This is a genomic window from Pseudogemmobacter hezensis (assembly GCF_013155295.1).
GTDB classification, from domain to species: domain Bacteria; phylum Pseudomonadota; class Alphaproteobacteria; order Rhodobacterales; family Rhodobacteraceae; genus Pseudogemmobacter; species Pseudogemmobacter hezensis.
Map to the genome: position 1 here is coordinate 74003 of NZ_JABJXT010000005.1, position 21252 is coordinate 95254.

Consider the following 21252-nt stretch of genomic DNA (forward strand, 5'->3'; position numbering starts at 1 on the left):
AGGAAACGACCATGAGCGATGTGTTCATCTGCGACTATGTGCGGACCCCGATCGGGCGTCACGGCGGCGCGCTGGCGGCGTTGCGCACGGACGATCTCGCGGCCGTGCCGCTGACGGCCTTGCTGGCGCGTCAACCCGAGCTCGATCCGGCCGCCATCGAGGAGGTGTGGATGGGGTGCGCCAACCAGGCCGGTGAGGACAACCGCAACGTGGCGCGCATGGCGCTTTTGCTGGCGGGACTGCCCGAATCCGTGCCGGGCGTCACGCTGAACCGGCTCTGCGCTTCGGGGCTCGAGGCGGTGCTGACTGCGGCCCGGGCGATCCGCGCGGGCGAGATGGACATGGCCATTGCGGGTGGCGTCGAAAGCATGAGTCGCGCCCCCTTCGTGATGCTGAAGGCGGAAAGCGCGTATTCCCGGACTGTCGCGATGGAGGACACCACCATTGGCTGGCGCTTCGTAAACCCGAAGATGCGGGCGCAATACGGCGTCGATCCGATGCCGGGAACTGCCGAGAATGTCGCGACGGATTTCGCGATTTCGCGCGCCGATCAGGATGCCTGCGCGCTGGCTTCGCAGCAAAAGGCCGGGGCGGCGATAGCCAGTGGTTTTTTCGCGCGCGAGATCGTGCCGGTCACAGTCCCGGCCGGCCGCGGCAAGACGGTCAAGGTGATGCAGGACGAACATCCCCGCCCGCAGACCACGGCCGGGGACCTGGCGCGGCTGAAGCCGGTGGTGCGCGCCGATGGCTCTGTCACCGCGGGCAATTCCTCGGGCGTGAACGACGGCGCCGCCGCGCTGTTGCTTGCGTCGGAGGCGGCGGTGAAACGCCACGGGCTGTGCCCTCTGGCCCGCGTCGCCGGTGGCGCGGCGGCGGGGGTTGCGCCCCGGATCATGGGCTACGGCCCGGTCCCAGCGGTGCGCAAGCTGATGGAGCGGGCGGGGCTCGGCACGGCGGATATCGACCTGTTCGAGGTGAACGAGGCTTTCGCCTCGCAGGTTCTGGCCTGTCTGCGGGGGCTGCGCATCGCCGATGACGATCCGAGGGTGAACTCCCATGGCGGGGCCATCGCGCTTGGCCATCCCTTGGGCATGTCGGGGGCCCGGATCGCGGGCAGCGCGGCGCTGGACCTTCACAGCACGGATGCGCGCCGGGCGATCGTGTCGATGTGTGTCGGCGTTGGACAGGGCGTCGCGCTGCTGCTCGAGCGCGCGTAAGAGTGTCTGGCTGATAAGGCGCGTCCGTCGTGCCGAACCTCTGCACCGGCAGTGATCACTGCCGGTGCAGAGGCATCCCGAAACAGATCAGGGCCGGTTCGCGTATTTCCGTGATCCGGCCCTTCCGCTGTCCTTCCGGGCAGCCGTGGCGACTGTTACGGCTGAAGGTTGATCAGGATCTTCAGGTGGCTGCCCGCGGGATCGAGCAACACGTCGAAGCCTTCCTTGATCGCGGTATCGAGCGTGACCGTCCGGGTCACCACCTTTTGTGCCGGGATCTGCCCCGAGGCGAGAAGGCGCATCACGCGCGGCCAGATCTGGCTCGGGTAGGCCCAGGACCCCCGGATGTCGATGTCCTTGTAGACCACGTTGAACCAGTTCACGGGCGCCTCGCCCGAATGCAGGCCGATCTGGACGACGACCCCCTGCTTGCGCACGGCATCGACGCAGGCCTGCAGGGCGAAGGTGTTGCCGACGCATTCCAGCGCGACATCCACGCCGACATTTCCTTCGGTCACGTCGCGGACGACATCCCCGACATTTTGCTCTTTCGGATTGATGGTCACGACATCCGGCAGGATACCCTTGGCGATCTCCAGCCGCGTCGGGTTGGGGTCGGACACGAAGAGCTGCACCGCCCCGGCCGCGCGCGCGGCCAGCAGGGTCAAAAGGCCGATCGGCCCGGCGCCGGTCACCAGAACCGAATCACCTACCTTCACCCCGCCACGGTCACAGCCGTAGACGGCGACGGCGGTCGGCTCGACCAGGGCCGCATCGGTATCCGACAGGGCCTCAGGCACCTTGTAGACATTATAGCCCTTCAGCAGGCAGGCCTCGGCCATTCCGCCTCCAACCCAGCTGAGCCCGGCCAGCGCCATCGTGTCCGACAGGTTGAAGGCGCCACGGTCGATGTAATAGTCGCCGCTGCGCGGGGTGATGAACGGCTGGACAGACACACGGTCGCCGACGGCGACATGCGTCACGTCGCGGCCGACTTTCGTGACCACTCCGCCGAATTCGTGGCCCAGGACCTGGGGACCGGACACTCCGGTCACGGGATGCGGCTCTTTCGGCACGAAGATCGGCCCGTAGGCATATTCATGCAGGTCGGTGCCGCAGATGCCGACATAGCGATTGCGGATTACCACCTCGTCCGCCGCAGGGTCCGCCGGCTCCGGAATGGTTTCGACGCGCAGGTCTTTGGCTGCGTGGAAACGCAGTGCTTTCATGGGGTTTCCTCCTCCCTCGTGCCACCTGACGGAGGTGTCAGGCGGACTGCATCGGCGGATCCACGGAATTCGGCTTTTTGAAGAGCGCGGGTGCGCCGACGGCAGCAGGAACAGAAGTAATTGCTCTCCCTTTCCGGTGACAACTGTCTCTCATGAGACAGCGGGCAAGCCCGGATTGGCGCAATTGGGCCAGTATACAGATGCTAACCGATTGATATCCATGGATCGCACAGCTGGAGGACGTGCGTCGGGAGCATTGCTCGGCAGGCATTTGCCCGGCGCGACAAAGAGGAGGCTGGAGATGATGATGAATGACGTGAGTGTAGACGGGACCCTGACGGATCGTTTTCGCGCCAGCATGCGCCTTGCCGCGGCAAGCATCTCTCTGGTGACCGCCCGCGATGGGTCGGGCAAGCGGCACGGGATGGCGGTGACCAGCGCCACTTCGCTGTCGATGGATCCGCTGTCGATGATGGTCGCCGTCAATCGCACGGCGTCGATCCATCCGGTGATCGCCGCCAGCAGCACGTTCTGTCTGAACCTTATGACCGAGGATCATGGCGCTATCCTTGAACGCTTTTCGCGCAGCGATATGCGGGAAATGCGTTTCGCGACCGACGACTGGTCCGAGGGGCTGCACGGGCTTCCAGTCCTGCGCGGCGCCCTGGCGTCGCATCTGTGCACCGTTGTCGCTGCACATGACTTCGGCACTCACACGGTTTTCTTCGGTCAGGTCGACGATGTCGTTTTGCCTGGGGCCGGGATGCACGAGTCCGCACCGCTCGTATGGCGGAATGGGGAGCGGGTTTCCATCCGCTCCCGCGTGGCCTGACACTTTCAACTGCGCCCATCCGGGCGTTGAGCAAACCTGAGGGAGGAATACTTTGGAAATCGGACTGTTCCATATGCCGCTGCATCCGGCCAGCCGCGCGCTTTCGGATGTCGTGAAGGAAAACACCCAGAAGATCATCTATGCCGACGAGCTCGGCTTTGCCGAGGCCTGGGTGGGCGAGCACATGTCGGCGACCACCGAGCCGATCACCTCGCCGCTGGTTTTTCTCGCCTCGCTTCTGCCGCAAACGAAGAACATCAAGCTCTGCTCCGGCGTGGTCTGCCTTCCGAACCGCCATCCCGCCATCGTGGCTGCCGAGGTCGCGCTCTTCGATCACATGGCCGAGGGCCGCTTCGTGTTCGGTGTCGGCCCGGGCGGACTCGCGTCCGACATGGAACTGTTCGGTAACCTTGATGCCGGCATCCGCAACGAGCGCATGGCCGAGTCGATGCAGATGATCCTGAAGATCTGGTCGCAGGATCCGCCCTATGACATCCAGGGCAAGCACTGGCAGATCAAGATCACCGAGAACATCATCCCCGAACTCGGCGTCGGCTTCATGCAGAAGCCCTATACCAAGCCGCATCCGCCGATCGCGCTGACTTCGATGTCGCCGGGCAGCAGCTCGATTTCCTTCGCGGTGAAAAAGGGTTACCGGCCGGTTTCGGCGAACTTCGCCCCGGAAAGCACGATCATCAGCCACTGGGAAAAATATGTCGAGGGCTGCGAGGCGATCGGGCGCGAACCCACCGGCGAGGACTGGACCATCGCGCGCAACGTGCTGATCGGCGAAAGCGATGCGCAGGCCGAGGACTGGCTGATGGATCCCAAGGGCTCGAACTTCTACTACTTCGACTATCTGTTCCAGGTGCTGAAACGCGCCGACTATATTTCGGTGATCAAGCCCGATCCCGACATGAAGGATGAGGATGTGACCGTCGAGGATATCGTCCGCGCATCGGTCATCTTCGGTTCGCCCAAGACCGTGGCGGACAAGATCAACAGTCTGCGCGAACGGTCCGGCCCCTTCGGCACGCTGCTGATGGCGGCAATGGACGGCAGCGGTGAGAACCTCGAGCGTGAGCGTCTGACGATGCGCAGCCTCGCACAAGAGGTTTTGCCGATGGTGAACGCGTCCTGAGCCAGGTGGACTGGTAAACCGGAGTATCTATCGTGAATATTGACTGCAAGATCGAGCCTGCGTCGGAAGCGCTGCCTTTTCGCGTGGTCCCGCACGAAACGGATCCGGTGAGCCAGGCCATCGGGATCATTGCCGAAGGCGGCATGGTCATCGTTGTCGACAACGATGACCGTGAGAACGAGGGCGACCTGATCGCCTCGGCGCAGGGCATCACGCCAGAGATGGTCGCCTTCATGGTCAACCATACGACGGGCATCCTGTGCGCGGCGATGGATGACGACAGGGCGGAGGCGCTTGGTCTGCCCCCGATGGTTGCGCACAACAACGACCCACAGGCAACGGCTTTCACCGTGACCTGTGATGCTGTCGGCTGCGGGACGGGTGTCTCGGCCAGTGACCGAACGCTGTCGTTCCACGTGCTGTCGGCGGCGACACCTCAACCGGGAATGCTGCGTCGGCCCGGGCACATCTTTCCCCTGCGTGCGCGCAGGGGAGGTGTCCTGACCCGCGAAGGGCATACCGAGGCCGCCTGGGATCTCGTCCGGCTTGCCGGTCATGTGCCGGTCGGAGTGCTCGGCGAACTCGTCAATCCGGATGGCACTATGATGCGGGGCGAACAGATCGCTGCCTTCGCCCGCCGTTTCGGGCTCCAGACCATCTCCGTCGCGCAAATGATCGAGTGGCGCAGGGCGCGCGGCGATATCTGACCCTTACTTTGCTCGCCCCCGTTGATGCTGATGGGGGCGGCTATCTTTCCTTGAAGCCCGCTGGAGCGAACATGAACACATTGCCTTCGGGCTGCCTGAACGGCACGGTCGTAGTTGATGCCTCGCGGGTGCTCGCCGGGCCGTTCGCCGGCCAGCTTTTGGGCGACTATGGCGCAGAGGTCACCAAGGTCGAGGCCTTTGACGGGGACGATACCCGACGTTTTGGCCCGCCCTTCGTCGATGGCGTCGCACCCTACTTCCTTGGCCTCAACCGCAACAAGCAGGACCTGGCCATCGACCTTTCGACCACAGCCGGAATGGAAGTGCTGTTCGAGATGCTCGAACGGGCAGATGTGTTCATCGAGAACTTCAAGCTCGGGACCTGGGCCAAATGGGGGATCAACGATCCGGCCGAGATCACCCGCCGTTTTCCCCGCCTGATCCATTGTCGGGTTTCGGGCTTCGGCGATACCGGCGAATATGGAGGGCTTCCGGGCTACGATGCGGCGATCCAGGCGATGTCGGGCTTGATGGCGATCAACGGCGACCCGGCTGACGACGCCTGTCGCATCGGCGTTCCGGTCGTCGACACCTGCACCGGCATGTATGGCGCCATGGGAATCCTGATGGCCCTGCTGGAGCGCAATCGCTCCGGCAAGGGACAGATGGTCGAGGTCACGCTCTACGATACCGCGATCGCGATGCTGCATCCGCATGCAGCCAATGTGCTGAACGGCGGCAAGGCCATCCGCACCGGCAACGGGCACCCGAACATCGTGCCCTACGACCTGTTTCCGACCGGCACGGTCAAGCTGTTCGTTGCCATCGGCAACGACCGCCAGTTCCGCACCTTCTGCCGTGAGCTCGGCGACGAGGCCCTGGGTACCGATCCGCTTTACCGCACCAACGGCGACCGGGTGGTGAATCGCGAGAGCCTGCGCGCGCGGATCGAGCCTCTGCTGAGCCCGCACGACGGTCTGGCGCTTTTCGAGCGGCTGATGGAGCTTGGCGTTCCCTGCGCGCCGGTCCTGTCGGTCGAGCAGGCGCTGGCGCTCGACCACACCCGCAGCCGCGAAATGACGGTCGATTACGAGGGTTATCGCGGACCGGGCCTTGCGGTGAAACTCAAGCGGACGCCCGGCTCGGTCAGACTGGTCCCACCCAGCATCGGGCAGCACAGCCGTGAGGTTCTTGGTCGTTTCGGTTTCGATGATGCGAAGATCGCCGCGCTGTTCGGAGAGGCCGTGGTCAGATGAGCATGGGATTTCCGATGAACTGAGTTGACCGGATTTCAGCCCCGGTGATCCGCCTGGAGGCCCGATCTGTGGCCAGTCTCATTTGAGACAGTCATTCCGCCTGCTTTGTCTCTCCTGAGCCATATACCAAACTTCGTTTCTCAATGTAGCATCTGCCGACCTTCTGTCTGAGGAGCCAGAAGGTCAGGGGGAGATGAAGAGGCACGGACATCCATGATCGTGACAGGCAGAAGGCATTTGGGCCGGCCCTGACTCGAGACCATGACCGATCCGAATTCATATTCCGGAGATTGCTTTGGGAGGAGCAAGATGTGGGAGCAGGGGAATAGCGCGGAACATTGTGGAACGGATGCTTCGCTTCAGGAAGTTTACCGGCTGCGTGCCGCCCGAAGCCAGGAAGTAGCGGCCCCGCTGTCAGGCATTGTCGCCGACTCGTGGAAGCGCTGTCTATCAGAATACAATCTCGACCCTGATCGTGTGCCGCGCGCGGCTGTGCTTACCCATTCCGAGATGCGTGAGCTTGCGGATCGACATCACGAGATGATCGGCATTGCGGGACCTGAGGTCGAACGGCTGTTTATGAGACTGGTCGACAGCGAGTATCTCGTATCCTTCGCATCGCCCGAGGCGGTCATGATGCTGTTCCGGTGCGATTTCCCATTCCTGGACAATATGTCGGCCTTCGGCGTTCAGCCGGGGTCGGTCTGGGTCGAGGAGCGTCAGGGTACGAACGGTGTCGGGACCTGCCTTCGCACAGGTCGTTCAATCGCCATTGCGGGGGGTGAGCATTATGGGAGCTCAACCCGGGCGCTCACCTGCATGACGGCGCCCGTATTTGGTCGGGATGGCGCTATTGAAGGCGCGATCAACGTGACCACCGCTTCGGGTGGTGATATGCGGGCGAACCGTGTCGTGCGCGATATTGTGGAACGCGCGGCGCTGCGCATAGAGAACCGTCAGTTCCTTCGGCAGCATCGGACGAGCCGCCTGTTGCGGATCGCGGTGGACGTTGTCGATGCGGAACTGGCCGAAGCGAGCCATGTGGCACTGGATGACCAGGGCCGCATTCGTGCGGGCACTTCTAACCTGCAGGCTTTGGTCGGTGTTTCTCTCGCGGAGGTCCTTGGGCGCAGAGTCGAAGAGGCGTTCGATCTCGACTCTGATCTGGGCATGATCCGTCCTGACGAGACTATACGGATGCATGCCTACGGGCGTCGTCTGCAGGCATTGGTGCGCGAGCCCGTGTCAGAATCGCCGCGCTGGAGGGCCCGCTCCGGCGGTCGGAACCCGGCACAAAGCGAAGTGATTTCAAAGGTGCAAATGGTCGATGAGGTTTCAGAGCCCCGTTTGTCGCGTATGGGACCAGTTTCTGAAATCGCTCTGGAGCGCGGGCAACGCCTTCTTCAATCTGGGCTGCCACTGATCGTGGTGGGAGAGACCGGCACAGGTAAATCGGCCTATGCCAGGGCTGTCGCTACCCGCTGTCTGGCGCGGGAGGGCGAGATGATCTTTGTGGACTGCGCGGCGATGTCTGGTGATGAGGCCGGCCGTGCAATCCGATCCATCAGTCAAACCCGCGGCCGTGCCTGCCTGATCCTGGACCGGATCGATGAGCTCGACGACGCGGGGCAAATTGCACTTCTCGGGATGCTGGAAAGAGATCGCAGCGCAGGGGCAAACGGGATCTCCGTTGTCGCCAATACCAATCTTTCGTTGGAACAGATGCAGAAGGACGGCCGCCCGCGTGCAAGTCTGCTTCATCGGCTCAAGGGTGGTTCGATCGTGCTGCCGCCGCTTCGGGCGATCGCCGACCTCGAAGGCATGATCCTCGAGATGTTGGAAGTCGAAGCGCAGATACTGGGCAAAGCGAACATTCGGCTCGGTGACGAGGCACGCGTTGTTCTGCTCAACTATCACTGGCCCGGAAACGCACGGGAGCTACAGCATGCGCTTCGACATGCGGCGGCTCTGTGCGATGACCGCTTCATCCAGCTCGATCATCTGCCTGACGACATCGTTGCGGAAATCGCGGACACCGATCTGACCGCGCGATCGAAGTCGGAAGCCTCGCGCATCCAGGCTGCGCTGCGTCACAACAACGGCAATGTCTCGCTGACCGCCAGGTATCTCGGCGTGTCGCGGGCAACGCTCTATCGAAAGATCAACATCGGCAAGGTCCGCGTCGAGGCCTCGTAGTCCTCGCGCCCCGCCGTGGGACAAGGTCCCGATCCTTTCGCCGGCGCGAGGCGGTGCCAGTCGATCCTGCGCTCCGGCGATGCCCTGTTTCAGCAGTCAAGAATGGAGGAAAAATCTTGGCAGATTCTCAGTTTTCCCTGAGCGGAAGTGTCGCCCTTGTCACGGGTGGAGGCCGTGGGATCGGCGCAGGTATCGCGAAGGCATTGGCCGGGGCCGGCGCCGATGTGCTGATCGCCGACTATAATGCGGCTCTCGCCGAAGAGGGGGCCGCCGCAGTCAAGGCCCTGGGGCGTAAGAGCGCCGCGATCGTCGTCGACGTCCGCGATCCCGAGAGCGTTCAGGCGATGATCGACAGCATCGAAACCACCTGGGGTCGGCTCGATATCGCGGTAAACAACGCAGGAGTCGTCAGCCTGGGCGGAATCGAGGACCTGACTGTCGAGCAATGGGACGACTTGATCGACGTCAACCTGCGCGGGGTCTTCCTTTGTTGCCAGGCGGAGATCCGGCTGATGCGCAAGGCGGGCTTCGGACGGATCATCAATACATCATCGATCGCGGGCAAGGTTGGGTTCCCGAACCTTTCACACTACAGCGCGTCCAAATTCGGCGTGATCGGCTTCACCAACGCGATCGCAAAGGAGGTCGCGAAGGAGGGTATCACCGTCAACGCGCTGTGCCCGGGGATCGTCGCTACCGGCATGTGGCGCGGCGAGACGGGGCTGTCCGGGCTCTGGGCTCTGCCTGGGGAAACCGAAGAGCAGTCCTGGGCGCGGCATCAGCACTCCTTTCTGCCGCAGGGTGAGGCGCAGACACCGGAGGATATGGGACAGATGGTTGTCTATATGGCTTGCGCGCCGCATCTGACCGGTCAGGCTCTGGCGGTCGATGGCGGGTTCTCGCTGGGCTGAGGACTGCGGAGACCCGGCCAAACCAGGTCGGGCAATGGACATCACCTACGTTCCGATGGCGCGCGGCTTCGTCTACCTGGCCGCCGTCGTCGACTGGTGCAGCCGCAGGGTCCTTGGCCTGGTGGCTGTCGATCACGCTCTCGGTGGACTTCTGTGTCGAAGCGCTGGAGGAGGCGCTCGCCCGCCACGGCCGGCCGAGATCGTCAACACCGACAGTCATACGATTGATGCCAGTTCTCGGGTGGTTTGACTCAAACACCGATCGACCATTCGCTGGGTTGGCGCCGCATGGCTTTCCGGTGTGATCTGACCCTCACTCCGATCGCCCCAACACATGTCTTTCCCTGGACCTGTCGATCATCCGGGAACGCCCTGCGGCGAGGCTTGGCCTCGAAGATGCCGCCGTGACCCAAGAAGGGCATGACCATCCGGTCCCGCGACTGTCCTGTCCCTGCATCCTTCGAAGCAAAGAGCAGACAGGCGCCACAGGAAAGGATATCGACCGCCAGTTTGGCCGGGAGGTCATGGGGGTGATGCGGGGCGGATCGGTATCCTGGAGGTTGGGGCGGCAGAGGGGCTTGGGGCTGTAGGTTGACCTGATGGCCAAGTCTGACCTAGCGCTCCCGCGGATAGGAGTATCGCGCAAAACGGATTGCATGCTGGGCATTCAGCGCTTTCCTGGGTTACCTTTCGTGCTCCTACCCCGAGGGACGGGGTCGCCTATTCCCTAGACAGAACAACGAAGTATTCGCTGATTCATCGCTTTTGCACAGGGCGCGGCTTAACATAGATCTCCAGCTTGTGACCGACGATCTCGAAGCCGTGTTCCTCTGCAATTCTCTGCTGAAGCTGCTCGATCTCGTCGCATCTGAACTCGATCACCTCGTCCGTCTCGACGTTGACGAAATGATCGTGGTGTTCCGATCCACCGGCCTCGTAACGCGCGCGGCCGTCCGCAAAACTGTGGCGCTCGATCAGCCCGTGCTCGGTCAGCACGTTCATCGTCCGGTAGACGGTCGCAATGTTGATGCCTGGCTCCACTTCGGTAACACGCCGGTGAAGTTCTTCGGCATCGGGATGGTCGGGTGACTCGGACAAAACGCGCAGGATGGTGCGCCGCGGCCCGGTGAGGCGCATCCCCTTTTCCTTGCAGAGCTCGGCGAGTTTGTCTTCAAGATCTTTGGTCATGCGTCCGGTTTTCGTGTGTGGTTTTCGGCAGTCAACGGCAGGCGCAGACTTGCTTTTCGTCCGTAGGATAGCAGGAGGGCTTGCAGGGGTCACCAGCGGATCGGCCCCCTACCTTATCCAAGACAGGCGGTCATACCGGGCGAAGCTCCTCCATTTCCTGCACGGCTCCATCTGCCCCGATGCGGTAGAGGATCGGAACACCCGTCGCGATCTCTCGACCGACGATCTGTTCGCGATTGAGACCTTCCAGCTTCATGATCAGGCCGCGCAGGGAATTGCCATGCGCAGCGACAAGCACCGTCTTGCCGCTCGTTGCCAATGGCGCGATGTGCTTTTCATACCAGGGCAGGACGCGGTTCGCCGTGTCCAACAGGCTTTCGCCTCCCGGCGGGGCAATTTCGTAGGAACGGCGCCAGATATGGACCTGATCCGCGCCCCAGCGTTTCCTCGCGTCGTCCTTGTTCAGGCCGGAAAGCTCACCGTAATCACGCTCGTTGAGCTTCGCGTTCCGGGTGATCGTCAGATCGCTGATGCCCATTTCGAGAAGCAGATGGTCCAGAGTGTGGTAGGCGCGCCGAAGCGCGGAGGTGAACCAGGCATCCGGCACGATTTCCTGCGCAAGCAGCATTCTGCCAGCCAGGCGGGCCTCCTCGATGCCACGGTCAGTCAGGTCGGGATCGCGCGCTCCGGTGAACAGGTTCTGCGCGTTCCAGGTGCTCTGTCCGTGGCGCAACAGGATCAGGGTTCCGGTCATCGTCTCATGCTCTCTCGCTGTCCTCGGCCCCGCAATGCGTTGGGAAGGTCATGTATGATATTGCAAGTCAGTTGCAATACTCTTGACCAAGACGCCGCTTTGGTCGAGAAGTCAATTGCGATCAGGTCGCAACAAGAAACCCCGATACACCTGCGACGAAAGAGTGGCGATGCTCGACCCGAACATGAAATCCCAGCTCAAAGCCTATCTGGAGAGGTTGCAACGCCCGGTCGAGATCACCGTATGGGCCGACGACGGCCCGAAGTCGCAGGAGATGATGGCGCTGCTCGAAGACATCCGGGGGTTGTCGGACAGGATCACCGTGACCCGGGGCACAGATGCGGCGCGGGTGCCATCGTTTGCGCTGACCTCGCCGGGGCAGGACATCCATCTGACCTTCGCGGGCCTGCCGATGGGGCATGAGTTCACCTCGCTGGTGCTGGCGCTGTTGCAGGTGGGCGGCTATCCGCCCAAGGCGGAACAGGCGCTGCTCGACCAGATCCGGGCGCTGGAGGGCAACTTCCGGTTCGAGACCTATTTCTCGCTGTCGTGCCAGAACTGCCCCGACGTGGTGCAGGCGCTGAACCTGATGGCGGTGCTGAACCCCGGCATCGAGCATATCGCCATCGACGGCGCGCTGTTCCAGTCGGAGGTTGAGGGACGGCAGATCATGTCGGTGCCGACGATCTTCCTCAACGGCGAGCCCTTCGGTGCAGGCCGCATGGGGGCGGAGGAGATCCTAGCAAAAATCGACACGGGTGCCGCCAACCGCGCGGCGCAGGCGATCAACGATCAGGCGCCCTTTGACGTGCTGGTGGTGGGCGGCGGCCCGGCGGGCGCGGCGGCGGCGGTCTATGCCGCGCGCAAGGGTATCCGCACCGGCGTGGTGGCCGAGCGTTTCGGTGGGCAGGTGCTGGATACGATGACGATCGAGAACCTGATCTCGGTCCCGCTGACCCACGGCCCGAAACTGGCCGCCGCGCTGGAAACCCATGTGCGCGAATATGAGGTGGAGATCATGAACACCCAGACGGCGAGTGGGCTCGAACCCGTGGCCGGGGGCTTCCGCGTCACGCTGGCCTCGGGCGCGGCGCTGACGGCGGCCTCGGTGATCCTGTCGACCGGCGCGCGCTGGCGGCGCATGGGCGTGCCGGGCGAAGAGCAATATCTGAACAAGGGCGTGGCCTTCTGCCCCCATTGCGACGGCCCGCTGTTCAAGGGCAAGCGCATCGCGGTGATCGGCGGCGGCAATTCGGGCATCGAGGCGGCCATCGACCTCGCCGGTATCGTCGGTCACGTCACGCTGATCGAGTTCGACAGAGCGTTGCGCGCCGATGCGGTGCTGCAACGCAAGCTGCGCTCGCTGCCCAATGTCACCATCCTGACCAATGCCCGCACCACCGAAGTGAAGGGCGACGGTGCCCGCGTCACCGGCCTTGCCTATGAGGACCGCGCTTCGGGCGAGATCCGCGATCTGGCGCTGGAAGGCATCTTCGTCCAGATCGGCCTCGTGCCCAATACCGACTGGCTGAAGGGCACCCTGGCGTTGACCCAGCGTGGCGAGATCGAGGTCGATGCGCATGGCGCGACCTCGCTCCCCGGTGTTTTTGCCGCCGGCGACTGCACCACCGCGCCCTACAAGCAGATCGTGATCGCCATGGGCGAGGGCGCGAAGGCCAGCCTTGCGGCCTTCGATCACCTGATCCGTCGGCCGCTCGGCGAAAAGGCGGCATGATGTTCCCGAACCGCATCCTGCCGATCGACGATCCCCGGCTGCGCCAGCCCTCAATGCCGGTGATCGCGATGGATGACGAGACCCGCGCGCTGGCCGCGCATATGTTCCGGGTGATGGATGCGGCCCGCGGTGCCGGCCTGGCGGCGGTGCAGATCGGAGTCCCGAGGCGGCTGATCGTCGTGGATGTCGAGGATGCGAGCGGCCTGCGCCATCGTCTCGCCCTCGCCAATCCCGAGATCGTGGAAGCGAGCCGCGCGCAGGTAGCGGGAGGCGAGGGCTGCCTGTCGATGCCCGGAGTCGTGCAACAGGTGGTGCGCGCCGAAACCGTCGTGGCCCGTTATCTTGATCTGGATGGCCGAGCGGCTTCGGTTCGGGCGGACGGGATGTTTGCGGTCTGCCTCCAGCATGAGATCGACCATACCAACGGGATCGTCTTCACGGACAGGATGTCGCGCCTGAGACGGGATCAGGCCCGGCGTCAGTATTCCCGGAACCTGCGGCAGGCTGCCCGACCGGCCATTTCCCTGGAGGGCGGACTGCAATGACGATCGGCAATGAGAACGATCTTGAGAAGCTGCGCGTGATCGGACGTATCGTCGCCATGACCTTGCAGAAGATGGGGGCCGCGCTTGAGCCGGGGATGACCACGGCGGAACTCGACGCTATCGGCCGTGAGTGCCTTGAGCGCGAGGGTGCCCGTTCCGCGCCACAACTTGACTACAAGTTCCCCGGCGCGACCTGCATCAGCGTGAACGAAGAGGCCGCGCATGGCATTCCTAGTTCGCGCCGGATCGAGCGGGGCGATCTGGTGAACATCGACGTTTCGGCCGAGCGTGACGGTTATTACTCGGATACCGGGGCGTCCTTCATCGTGCCGCCGGTGATGCCGGAGGCGCGACGGCTGTGCGAAGACGGCGAACGTGCGATGTGGGAAGGAATCCGGCAGGTCCGCACCGGCCAGCGGTTTTCCGAGATCGGTCGCGCCATCGGCTCTTTCGCCCGCAAGAATGGCTATAGTCTGATCCGGGATCTGGCCAGCCATGGGGTTGGGCGATCCTTGCATGAGTATCCACAGGCGCTGGCGACCTGGAACAATCCTGCGGACAAGCGCGTGATGCGGGAGGGCATGGTCTTTACCATCGAGCCCTTCCTGTCGCTGGGTGCCTGGCAGACGGTTCAGGGCGGCGATGGCTGGACGCTCTATGCCATGCCGCCGGCACCGGTCGTGCAATTCGAGCATACGGTCGTGGCGACCCGGCGCGGGCCGGTGGTGTTGACTCTGCCGGATGGCGCCCCGGGCATGGGGCATCTTGCATGACGGATGAGGAATTGCTGCTCGCCCTGCAAGCCTGTCGGATCGCGCATCACATCCCCGGAAGGCTGCGGGTCAAGCTGGGCACGACTGGCCCGGAGGGTTTGCCAGGACCGGCCGAGGCATCCGCCCTGCTCGAACGCCTGCGAGCGGTCGAGGGCGTGCGCTCTGTGTCGGTGAACGCACTCGCCCGATCCTGCACGGTGGACTACCAGCCCGCCGTTCTGCCGCCAGCGGGTTGGGAAGACCTGCTGGCGGGACGACGATCAGAGGGTGCGGAGCGGCTTCTTGCGGGCTTCGCGCTGGCGGGATTGTCAGGAGAGTGAATGTGGAAAGGGGCTTTGGACAATGAATCCGATTGTGACACTGGCGGCGGGGATCGTCCTCGGCGCACTCGGCATCCGCTGTGGGCAGAAGGTCGGCTCGGGCAAGGCGATCAGCGACAAGACCGCCGCAGGCACGGCGCTGCTGCGTGGCGGGCTGCAACGGGCGGGAAACGATTTGCGGGGCGCGGCCGTCTCGGGGCTTTCCTTGGTCGAAAAGCAATCCGGGCAGTTGCGCCAGCGGCTGGAAGGGTCTGCGGGCGAGCCGGTCGTGGAAGCTGCGGCCGAGGCGCCCAAACCGGCGACACGGCCGAAGCGCAGTCCCCGTAAATCCTCAACCGCGGCGGCAGACAAGGCGAACCCGTGAAGAAGAAGGATCGCAAGCGACAGGCGCGACTTGCCCGCACGGCGTTCATCCGGGGGATGGTCGCAACCGGGATTCTGGCGGTTGCCGAGTCCAGCGGCAGGCCGCTGTCGCGGAAGGTAGTCCGGCGGGTGCTGAAATCCGGCATCGCGGTCGCGGGTGGCACAGTCGTTGCCGATGCGCTGGAGCGGGATGACCCCGTGAAAGCGATGCTTGCGATCGCCGGCGGGATCATTGGGGCAGTGACGGTGGATAGCCTGTTCGCCATGGCGGATCAGGAACAGGAGCGAGAGAAAGATGGCAAAGAAGAAATCGGGTAAGAAAAAGAACGGCAAGGTCCGCTACGTCGAGGTTGCGCCGCAGAAAAGCACGATGCTCGATGGGCTCAGGGCTGTCCTGCCAGAGACTGTCTCCGGGCAGCTTCTGGTGGGGGTGCTGATCGGCGGTGCCCTGACTTATGCGCTGAGCGATGAGAAGCTGCGCGAGAAGATCATCCGTCAGGGCGTGCAAGGCTTCGGCAGCCTTGCCGGAGCGATGGCCGAGTTGAAAGAGCAGATTGCGGACATCCAGGCGGAAGTCGCGTCAGGACAATCCGGGGACGCATGACGCAGGGTCTCTGGCTTTCGCAGGCCGAGCCGGTTCATCGCCTCTCGGGCCGCGTGCGGTTCCGTTGCAGTTTCCGGGATTCGGGGCCGGCGGATTGGGTGGCGCTGGCGGCAGAGGCCGCGCGATTCGATGGGGTAGAGGCGTCGCGGGCAAGCGCCCATGCGCAATCGCTTGTTCTCGCCTGTGATCCGACCGTGACAGATGCGAGCCGCCTGCGGGACGCGCTTCTGGCGCTTGGGCAGCCGAACCCGTCCATTGCGAACGAAGGCGCGCAAGATCACGGCCCCCGCAATGCGCTGCTCGCCAGTGCGGCGATCCTGTTCGGGATCGGCTGGCTGCCGCGCGCGGCGCAGCTCGCGATTTCCACGATGGCGGCGCACTCGCTGCTGCATGAAGCGGGCGAGGATCTGGCGCAGGAGGGGATCACTTCCCGCGTTCTGGAAGGGCTCGCGGTGGCGATCTCGCTGGCGCGGGGGGATTATGCAGTGGCGAACACCACCGGCTTCCTGCTGTCGCTCGGCGAATATCTCAGCGAGTCCACTGCGCGGCGTTCGGACATACTGCTGCGCGATCTGCTGCGCCCGGTCCACCCTTCGGTCTGGGTGACGCGCGGCGGGCAGGAGGTCGAGATCCCCGCAGATGCGGTGGTGATCGGCGATACGGTGGTCGTGGCCGCCGGATCGGTCGTCCCGGTGGACGGGCGCGTCCTTTCCGGCATCGCCGGCGTCAACGAAGCCGCGCTGACCGGCGAGGGCGCTCTGGTCGAGAAGACACGGGGCGCGCGGGCGCTGTCGGGTTCGGTGGTGCAGGAGGGACGGATCGCGATCTATGCAGAAAGCGTCGGCGCGGGCACGGTGACCGCCCGGATTGCCGAATATGTCGAACGCTCGCTGGCCGCTAAGGGGCGGATGCAACTGGAGTCTGCCCGGCTCGCCGACCAACTGGTTCCGACGATCCTGCGGGTGGCAAGCGGAGCCTTTCTGATCTCGGGCGACTGGCGGCGCCCGGCCTCGGTCCTGCAAGCGGACTATTCCTGCGCGCTGAAACTGGCGACACCGATCGCATTTCGTTTCGCCATGTATGGGGCGGGGCAGTCGGGCATCCTCATCAAGGGCGCGGATGCGCTGGAACGCCTGGCCGAAGCCGATACCATCGTTTTCGACAAGACCGGGACGCTGACCACCGGCGTTCTGGAGGTGACGGATGCCATTGCCTTCGACGAGCATTTCAGCCCGGACGATCTGCTCTGTCTCGCCGCTTCGGTCGAGGAGCATTATGCCTTCCACCCGCTGGCAATGGCGGTGGTCGAGGCTGCCCGCGCCACCGGCAGGAACAAGCATTTCGACCATCAGGAGGTCGAGTTCATCGTGGCCCATGGCGTCGCCAGCACCATGGACGGCAAGCGCATCGTCGTCGGCTCGCGCCATTTCGTTGAGGATGACGAGGGGATAGATTGCAGCGCGCATCGCCCGATGATCGGGAAACTGCTCGATGAGGGAAAGACGGTTCTCTTCATCGGCTTCGGCGGCCGTCTGCTCGGGATCATCGGGCTGGAGGACACGCTGCGCCCGTCCGCAGCCGCAACCGTCGCTAGGCTGCGCGAGCTGGGGGCACAGCGGATATTGATGCTGACCGGGGACCGCGAGGACCGCGCGGCCGAAATCGCCGACATGCTCGGCCTCGACGGCTATCACGCGGATCTTCTGCCCGAGGACAAGGCGCGCATTATCGAGGATCTGGGAGAATCCGGCGCGTGCATCGCCTTTGTCGGGGACGGGATCAACGATGCGCCCGCGCTGGCGCGTTCCCATGTCGGCATCGCGATGAACCGGGGCGCGGACATCGCTCGTCTGACCGCCGATATTGTGCTGCTCGAAGATGATGTCGCCGGTTTGAGCGATGCGGTGATGATCGCCCATGAAGTGATGGAGATCATCCGAGTCAGTTTCCGGCTGACCATCGGGCTCAACACCAGCATCCTGGCGGGAGCGGCGCTTGGGGCGCTGTCGCCGCTTGCAACCTCGGTCCTGCATAATGGCAGCACCATCGCCATCCTCCTCAATGTGCTGCGGCACCGGATCGGATCGCAGCGCCATCTTGCTGCGATCTCCTCGCCCTGATGCTCCGCATCACAGCTTCAGGGCGGGGATAATCTGCTTCTTGCGGCTGACGATGCCGGGCAGGGTTACCGTATCGCCGTCTGACCTGACCCCGAAACTGGCCTCTGCGATCTGCGCGACCAGCGTATTGGGCACCAGCAGGACCGCTTCCTGTTTCAGAATGTCGATGATGAACAGCAGCAATTGATCGGCCCCGGTTTGGGCTGCGACCTGGGGCATCGTGGCGATCAGCGCCGCCTTGCGCGCCAGAAGCAGGGACGGGGTAGTAGTTTCCAGAACCGAGATTCGCAGGAGCTTGTCGCCGATCGGATAGGCTTTGGAATCCATGGTCAGCAGGGCCGCCTCGTCATAGGCGGCAACATCGGACTTCGCGGCAAACAGCTCGGCCGCATAGTCGGGGATCACGTTGCCCAGATCCCCGGCCAGTGCCGTGGCCACAGCCCGATCATGAGCCGTCGTGGTCGGCGAGCGGAACTCCAGCGTATCCGACAGGATGCAGGAAAGCATCACGCCCTTCAGGTTTCGGGGCATCCGCGCCATATCCGGGCCGATCAGATCGTGCAGGATGGTTGCACTACAGGCAACCGGGCGGATGGCGATCTCGATCGGTGCCCTGGTTGTCAGGCCGCCGGCGAGAAGATGGTGGTCAACGATCCCGATAATCTCCACCATCTGAATGGAAGGCGGCAGCTCCGATGGGTTGTTGGTGTCCACGATGAAGCATCGGTCGCCTTGCGCGACATCACCGAGGATTTCGGGTGCGTCAGCCTGCCACCTCTCCAGAACGAATGCGGTCTCGGTATTCGGGGCGCCGAGCGCGAAGGCCCGCGCCAGCTCTCCCCGGATTTCACTCAGATACCAGGCGGCGATCAGAGCCGATCCGATGGCATCTGTGTCGGGTGCCTTGTGGCCGAAGACCTTGATCATGAGGGTATCCTTTGCTGGCGGGATTGGGCTGACAGGAAAATCGGGTGTCGGAACGTCGCCTCAACGCACGGTGCCCGAGGCGGCGGATCTCGCCAGAACGCCGAGCAGCGCCTCGTGCGGAACCGAACCGGCCATGGCGCAATCCCCGAGCCGTCGCGGCAGGATGAAGCGCAACGTGCCGCCCATCGCCTTCTTGTCCTGCTGCATGAGGTCGATGATCGCCTCCGCAGGCGGCATGGTGCCCGGGATCTCCGAGATGCTTGCCTTCATGCCCATGCGTCGCAGATGGCGGCGCAGCCGGTGCATGTCCTCATGCGGGCAATCCCCGAGCGTACTGGCAAGCTCGAAGGCAAGCATGCAGCCGATTGCGACGCCTTCGCCATGCCGCAATCGGTCGGAGTATCTCGTCGCTTTCTCCAGGGCATGGGAGAAGGTATGGCCGAGGTTGAGAAGCGCGCGATCACCGGCTTCCGTCTCGTCCCGGCCGACGATTTCCGCCTTCATGCCGACCGCGCGCCGGATCGCATGGACCCGTGCGGCAGGATCGCCGGCGATGACGGCCGGGCCGTTTACCTCCAGCCAGCCGAAGAACGATGCGTCGCCCAGAAGGGCGCATTTCAGGATCTCGCCATAGCCGGAAAGCAAATCGCGCCGCGGCAGGCTGTCCAGAAATGCGGTATCGGCCAGAACCAGTTCGGGCTGGTGAAAGCTGCCGACAAGATTCTTGCCTTGATTGGTATTGATCCCCGTCTTGCCGCCCACCGAGCTGTCGACCTGGGCAAGAAGCGTCGTGGGGATCTGAACGAACCGCACGCCACGTCGAAGGATCGAGGCCGCGAAGCCGGTCAGATCGCCGATGACTCCGCCGCCGAAGGCGATGATCAGATCATTGCGCTCGACCTGTCTGTCGAGCAGCCATTCGGTGGCCTCGATCAGATGCCGCCAGCTTTTGGTGGCCTCGCCCGGTGGAAGCACCAGGGCGGAAGAAGCGATCCCCTCATCCTGCAACGCAACGGTCAGGCGCTGGAGGCCGATTGCGGCAACGGTTTCATCGGTGACGATGGCAACGCGCGGCCGGGCGAGGAGCGGTGCGATTTCACGCCCCGCCTGATCAATCAGCCCGCTGCCGACAAGAACATCATAGCTGTGGGTGGCAAGGTGAACGCGAATGGTGCCGGGTATGGAGGAACGGCTCATCGGACCGGGCAACCGATCAGCGCCCCGAGCTCTGCCGCAGCGCGCGCAACCCGTTGCCCGAGTTCCATTCCGGGAACCCCTGCGCTGGCCCAGTCGGACGGTGTGGCGAGCACAACCGTGGGAGCGACGAGCATCCTGAAGCTGCCAAAGAGGTTGCGCATCGGCCCGTCAAGCGCGAGCGTTGAGCGGACAGAGCCCGCACTGGCTGCAAGCACCACCGGCTTGCCACGGAGGGCGGGAGGATCGATCAGATCCACGAACATCTTGAAGAGGCCGGAGTAGCTGCCGTTATGCAACGGGGTGATCATGACCAGCGCGTCGGCTTGCGTAATCATGCGGAGTGCTGTGTCCAGATCGGTGTCGGCCTCGCCGGTCAGGCTTGCGTGCAGGATTGGGCTTGCCAAAGTGCGCAGCTCCGTCAGTTGAGGTAGCAGAGAGATCGGGGAACGCCGGAACTCGCCCGCAAAGCATCCGGCAAGGGTGCTGCATTGGGACGGGTTTCCGGTTCCGGCGGACAGGATGGCGACGGTTGGCATCTGGATTTCGCAGCATTGGCCGACTGGGCAGGAGAGTCTCTCCGGTCAGCATGTTGTCTTTCATGACGGAGGTGGTGGACCGGCGATCTGTCGCCGGTCCATGAAACTGTCAGATTTTGCCGACCAGATCGAGCGAGGGCGCTAGGGTCTGGTCTCCTTCCTGCCACTTCGCCGGGCAGACCTCGCCTGGGTGGTTACGGACGTATTGCGCGGCCTTGATCTTGCGTAGCAGGTCCTCGGCATCACGACCGATGCCCTCGGCGGTGATCTCTACCGCCTGGATCAAGCCGTCGGGATCGATGATGAAGGTGGCACGATCAGCCAGGCCCTGTTCTTCCCGCATGGCATCGAAGTTGCGGGTGATGATGCCTACCGGGTCGCCGATCATCGTATAGCGGATCTTGCCGATGGTCTCGGAGGCATCGTGCCAAGCCTTATGGGTGAAATGCGTGTCGGTCGAGACCGAGAAGACTTCGACGCCGAGCTTTTGCAACTCGTCATAGTGGTCGGCCACGTCGCCCAGTTCGGTTGGGCAGACGAAGGTGAAATCGGCCGGGTAAAAGAAGAAGACGGCCCATTTGCCGAGGACATCGGCCTCGGTTACTTCGATGAACTTTCCGTCTTTGAAGGCCGATGCCTTGAACGCGCGGATTTTCGTGTTGATCAGTGCCATGTCGTCTCTCTTGATCTGATGGGGACCG

The 21252-nt window shown here is 63.7% G+C and carries 22 protein-coding genes and 2 pseudogenes; 17 read left to right on the forward strand and 7 right to left on the reverse strand.

The features are described 5' to 3' along the window. Positions 1-11: 11 nt before the first annotated feature. The gene (gene pcaF, locus HOY34_RS07180) at positions 12-1217 is read left to right on the forward strand and encodes a 3-oxoadipyl-CoA thiolase (protein ID WP_172361333.1); all 1206 of its coding nucleotides are present in this window, start codon (positions 12-14) and stop codon (positions 1215-1217) included. Positions 1218-1372: 155 nt separating this feature from the next. On the opposite strand, the gene HOY34_RS07185 is transcribed toward pcaF, so the two are convergent. Continuing rightward, positions 1373-2446 (reverse strand): 2,3-butanediol dehydrogenase, encoded by a 1074-nt coding sequence (locus tag HOY34_RS07185; RefSeq protein WP_172361335.1) that lies wholly within the window; start codon positions 2444-2446, stop codon positions 1373-1375. A 301-nt stretch (positions 2447-2747) separates the two neighbouring features. Here HOY34_RS07185 and HOY34_RS07190 point away from each other — a divergent pair, with 301 nt between their 5' ends. The 8 genes and pseudogenes from HOY34_RS07190 to HOY34_RS07225 form a co-directional block, all read left to right on the forward strand. Next, positions 2748-3278 carry a flavin reductase family protein gene (locus HOY34_RS07190; protein ID WP_172361337.1) on the forward strand — a complete coding sequence of 177 codons (531 nt, stop codon included), beginning with the start codon at positions 2748-2750 and terminating at the stop codon, positions 3276-3278. Positions 3279-3330: 52 nt separating this feature from the next. Then, entirely contained in the window at positions 3331-4419 is a 1089-nt protein-coding gene (locus HOY34_RS07195; protein WP_172361339.1) for an LLM class flavin-dependent oxidoreductase, read from the forward strand. Between the two features lie 32 nt (positions 4420-4451). Next, positions 4452-5126 carry a 3,4-dihydroxy-2-butanone-4-phosphate synthase gene (ribB, locus tag HOY34_RS07200; protein ID WP_366926927.1) on the forward strand — a complete coding sequence of 225 codons (675 nt, stop codon included), beginning with the start codon at positions 4452-4454 and terminating at the stop codon, positions 5124-5126. A 71-nt stretch (positions 5127-5197) separates the two neighbouring features. Beyond that, positions 5198-6382: a CaiB/BaiF CoA transferase family protein gene (locus HOY34_RS07205; RefSeq protein ID WP_172361341.1), complete on the forward strand. Its 1185-nt coding sequence runs from the start codon at positions 5198-5200 to the stop codon at positions 6380-6382. Between the two features lie 261 nt (positions 6383-6643). Then, positions 6644-8578, forward strand: coding sequence for a sigma-54-dependent Fis family transcriptional regulator (locus HOY34_RS07210; protein WP_216654674.1), 1935 nt, complete (start codon positions 6644-6646; stop codon positions 8576-8578). A gap of 116 nt (positions 8579-8694) precedes the next feature. Then, positions 8695-9489, forward strand: a complete 795-nt coding sequence (locus HOY34_RS07215; protein ID WP_172361345.1) for an SDR family NAD(P)-dependent oxidoreductase — start codon at positions 8695-8697, stop codon at positions 9487-9489. Between the two features lie 14 nt (positions 9490-9503). After that, a pseudogene (locus tag HOY34_RS07220) lies at positions 9504-9686 on the forward strand (DDE-type integrase/transposase/recombinase); the annotation flags it as partial. Positions 9687-9986: 300 nt separating this feature from the next. Then, positions 9987-10079: pseudogene (locus HOY34_RS07225) on the forward strand (DUF3363 domain-containing protein); the annotation flags it as partial. 166 nt (positions 10080-10245) lie between these two features. Here the strand turns inward: HOY34_RS07225 and HOY34_RS07230 are convergent. Together HOY34_RS07230 and HOY34_RS07235 are read right to left on the reverse strand one after the other, a co-directional pair. Then, positions 10246-10677, reverse strand: coding sequence for a Fur family transcriptional regulator (locus HOY34_RS07230; RefSeq protein ID WP_172361347.1), 432 nt, complete (start codon positions 10675-10677; stop codon positions 10246-10248). A 130-nt stretch (positions 10678-10807) separates the two neighbouring features. Beyond that, the gene (locus HOY34_RS07235; RefSeq protein WP_172361349.1) at positions 10808-11431 is read right to left on the reverse strand and encodes a 2,3-bisphosphoglycerate-dependent phosphoglycerate mutase; all 624 of its coding nucleotides are present in this window, start codon (positions 11429-11431) and stop codon (positions 10808-10810) included. 169 nt (positions 11432-11600) lie between these two features. On the opposite strand from HOY34_RS07235, the gene ahpF reads away from it, so the two are divergent. The 8 genes from ahpF to HOY34_RS07275 are packed head-to-tail and all read left to right on the forward strand — an operon-like array spanning position 11601 to position 17891. After that, positions 11601-13166, forward strand: coding sequence for an alkyl hydroperoxide reductase subunit F (gene ahpF / locus HOY34_RS07240; RefSeq protein WP_172361351.1), 1566 nt, complete (start codon positions 11601-11603; stop codon positions 13164-13166). After that, entirely contained in the window at positions 13163-13711 is a 549-nt protein-coding gene (def, locus tag HOY34_RS07245; protein WP_172361353.1) for a peptide deformylase, read from the forward strand. The genes ahpF and def overlap by 4 nt, the downstream gene beginning before the upstream one ends. Beyond that, positions 13708-14484, forward strand: a complete 777-nt coding sequence (gene map, locus HOY34_RS07250) for a type I methionyl aminopeptidase (RefSeq protein ID WP_172361355.1) — start codon at positions 13708-13710, stop codon at positions 14482-14484. The genes def and map overlap by 4 nt, the downstream gene beginning before the upstream one ends. Then, positions 14481-14804, forward strand: coding sequence for a heavy-metal-associated domain-containing protein (locus HOY34_RS07255; RefSeq protein WP_172361357.1), 324 nt, complete (start codon positions 14481-14483; stop codon positions 14802-14804). Before map ends, HOY34_RS07255 begins: the two co-directional genes overlap by 4 nt. Positions 14805-14826: 22 nt before the next feature. Next, a complete protein-coding gene (locus HOY34_RS07260) occupies positions 14827-15168 on the forward strand; it encodes a hypothetical protein (RefSeq protein WP_172361359.1) in 342 nt (113 codons plus the stop codon). Beyond that, on the forward strand, positions 15165-15485 hold the full coding sequence (locus HOY34_RS07265) for a hypothetical protein (protein ID WP_172361361.1): 321 nt from the start codon (positions 15165-15167) through the stop codon (positions 15483-15485). The genes HOY34_RS07260 and HOY34_RS07265 overlap by 4 nt, the downstream gene beginning before the upstream one ends. Beyond that, positions 15463-15771 carry a YtxH domain-containing protein gene (locus HOY34_RS07270; protein WP_172361363.1) on the forward strand — a complete coding sequence of 103 codons (309 nt, stop codon included), beginning with the start codon at positions 15463-15465 and terminating at the stop codon, positions 15769-15771. The genes HOY34_RS07265 and HOY34_RS07270 overlap by 23 nt, the downstream gene beginning before the upstream one ends. Further along, positions 15768-17891, forward strand: a complete 2124-nt coding sequence (locus HOY34_RS07275) for a heavy metal translocating P-type ATPase (protein WP_172361365.1) — start codon at positions 15768-15770, stop codon at positions 17889-17891. The genes HOY34_RS07270 and HOY34_RS07275 overlap by 4 nt, the downstream gene beginning before the upstream one ends. A 9-nt stretch (positions 17892-17900) precedes the next feature. Here the strand turns inward: HOY34_RS07275 and HOY34_RS07280 are convergent, their stop codons facing one another. The 4 genes from HOY34_RS07280 to ahpC all read right to left on the reverse strand — a co-directional run bounded on the left by HOY34_RS07280 (position 17901) and on the right by ahpC (position 21224). Beyond that, a complete protein-coding gene (locus HOY34_RS07280) occupies positions 17901-18818 on the reverse strand; it encodes a manganese-dependent inorganic pyrophosphatase (RefSeq protein ID WP_172361367.1) in 918 nt (305 codons plus the stop codon). Between the two features lie 60 nt (positions 18819-18878). Continuing rightward, the gene (gene aroB / locus HOY34_RS07285) at positions 18879-20015 is read right to left on the reverse strand and encodes a 3-dehydroquinate synthase (protein WP_172361369.1); all 1137 of its coding nucleotides are present in this window, start codon (positions 20013-20015) and stop codon (positions 18879-18881) included. Further along, positions 20012-20551: an NAD(P)H-dependent oxidoreductase gene (locus tag HOY34_RS07290; RefSeq protein WP_172361371.1), complete on the reverse strand. Its 540-nt coding sequence runs from the start codon at positions 20549-20551 to the stop codon at positions 20012-20014. Before HOY34_RS07290 ends, aroB begins: the two co-directional genes overlap by 4 nt. 109 nt (positions 20552-20660) lie before the next feature. After that, entirely contained in the window at positions 20661-21224 is a 564-nt protein-coding gene (gene ahpC / locus HOY34_RS07295) for an alkyl hydroperoxide reductase subunit C (RefSeq protein ID WP_172361373.1), read from the reverse strand. Positions 21225-21252 lie beyond the last annotated feature (28 nt).

Coding starts and splice junctions, on each gene's coding strand:
- aroB (WP_172361369.1), bottom strand. CDS start 20,015: ATGAGCCGTTCCTCCATACCCGGCACCATTCGCGTTCACCTTGCCACC.
- HOY34_RS07205 (WP_172361341.1), top strand. CDS start 5,198: ATGAACACATTGCCTTCGGGCTGCCTGAACGGCACGGTCGTAGTTGAT.
- HOY34_RS07270 (WP_172361363.1), top strand. CDS start 15,463: ATGGCAAAGAAGAAATCGGGTAAGAAAAAGAACGGCAAGGTCCGCTAC.
- map (WP_172361355.1), top strand. CDS start 13,708: ATGACGATCGGCAATGAGAACGATCTTGAGAAGCTGCGCGTGATCGGA.
- HOY34_RS07275 (WP_172361365.1), top strand. CDS start 15,768: ATGACGCAGGGTCTCTGGCTTTCGCAGGCCGAGCCGGTTCATCGCCTC.
- HOY34_RS07210 (WP_216654674.1), top strand. CDS start 6,644: ATGACCGATCCGAATTCATATTCCGGAGATTGCTTTGGGAGGAGCAAG.
- HOY34_RS07255 (WP_172361357.1), top strand. CDS start 14,481: ATGACGGATGAGGAATTGCTGCTCGCCCTGCAAGCCTGTCGGATCGCG.
- HOY34_RS07235 (WP_172361349.1), bottom strand. CDS start 11,431: ATGACCGGAACCCTGATCCTGTTGCGCCACGGACAGAGCACCTGGAAC.
- HOY34_RS07290 (WP_172361371.1), bottom strand. CDS start 20,551: ATGCCAACCGTCGCCATCCTGTCCGCCGGAACCGGAAACCCGTCCCAA.
- ahpC (WP_172361373.1), bottom strand. CDS start 21,224: ATGGCACTGATCAACACGAAAATCCGCGCGTTCAAGGCATCGGCCTTC.
- HOY34_RS07185 (WP_172361335.1), bottom strand. CDS start 2,446: ATGAAAGCACTGCGTTTCCACGCAGCCAAAGACCTGCGCGTCGAAACC.
- HOY34_RS07260 (WP_172361359.1), top strand. CDS start 14,827: ATGAATCCGATTGTGACACTGGCGGCGGGGATCGTCCTCGGCGCACTC.
- pcaF (WP_172361333.1), top strand. CDS start 12: ATGAGCGATGTGTTCATCTGCGACTATGTGCGGACCCCGATCGGGCGT.
- HOY34_RS07190 (WP_172361337.1), top strand. CDS start 2,748: ATGATGATGAATGACGTGAGTGTAGACGGGACCCTGACGGATCGTTTT.
- HOY34_RS07280 (WP_172361367.1), bottom strand. CDS start 18,818: ATGATCAAGGTCTTCGGCCACAAGGCACCCGACACAGATGCCATCGGA.
- def (WP_172361353.1), top strand. CDS start 13,163: ATGATGTTCCCGAACCGCATCCTGCCGATCGACGATCCCCGGCTGCGC.
- HOY34_RS07230 (WP_172361347.1), bottom strand. CDS start 10,677: ATGACCAAAGATCTTGAAGACAAACTCGCCGAGCTCTGCAAGGAAAAG.
- ahpF (WP_172361351.1), top strand. CDS start 11,601: ATGCTCGACCCGAACATGAAATCCCAGCTCAAAGCCTATCTGGAGAGG.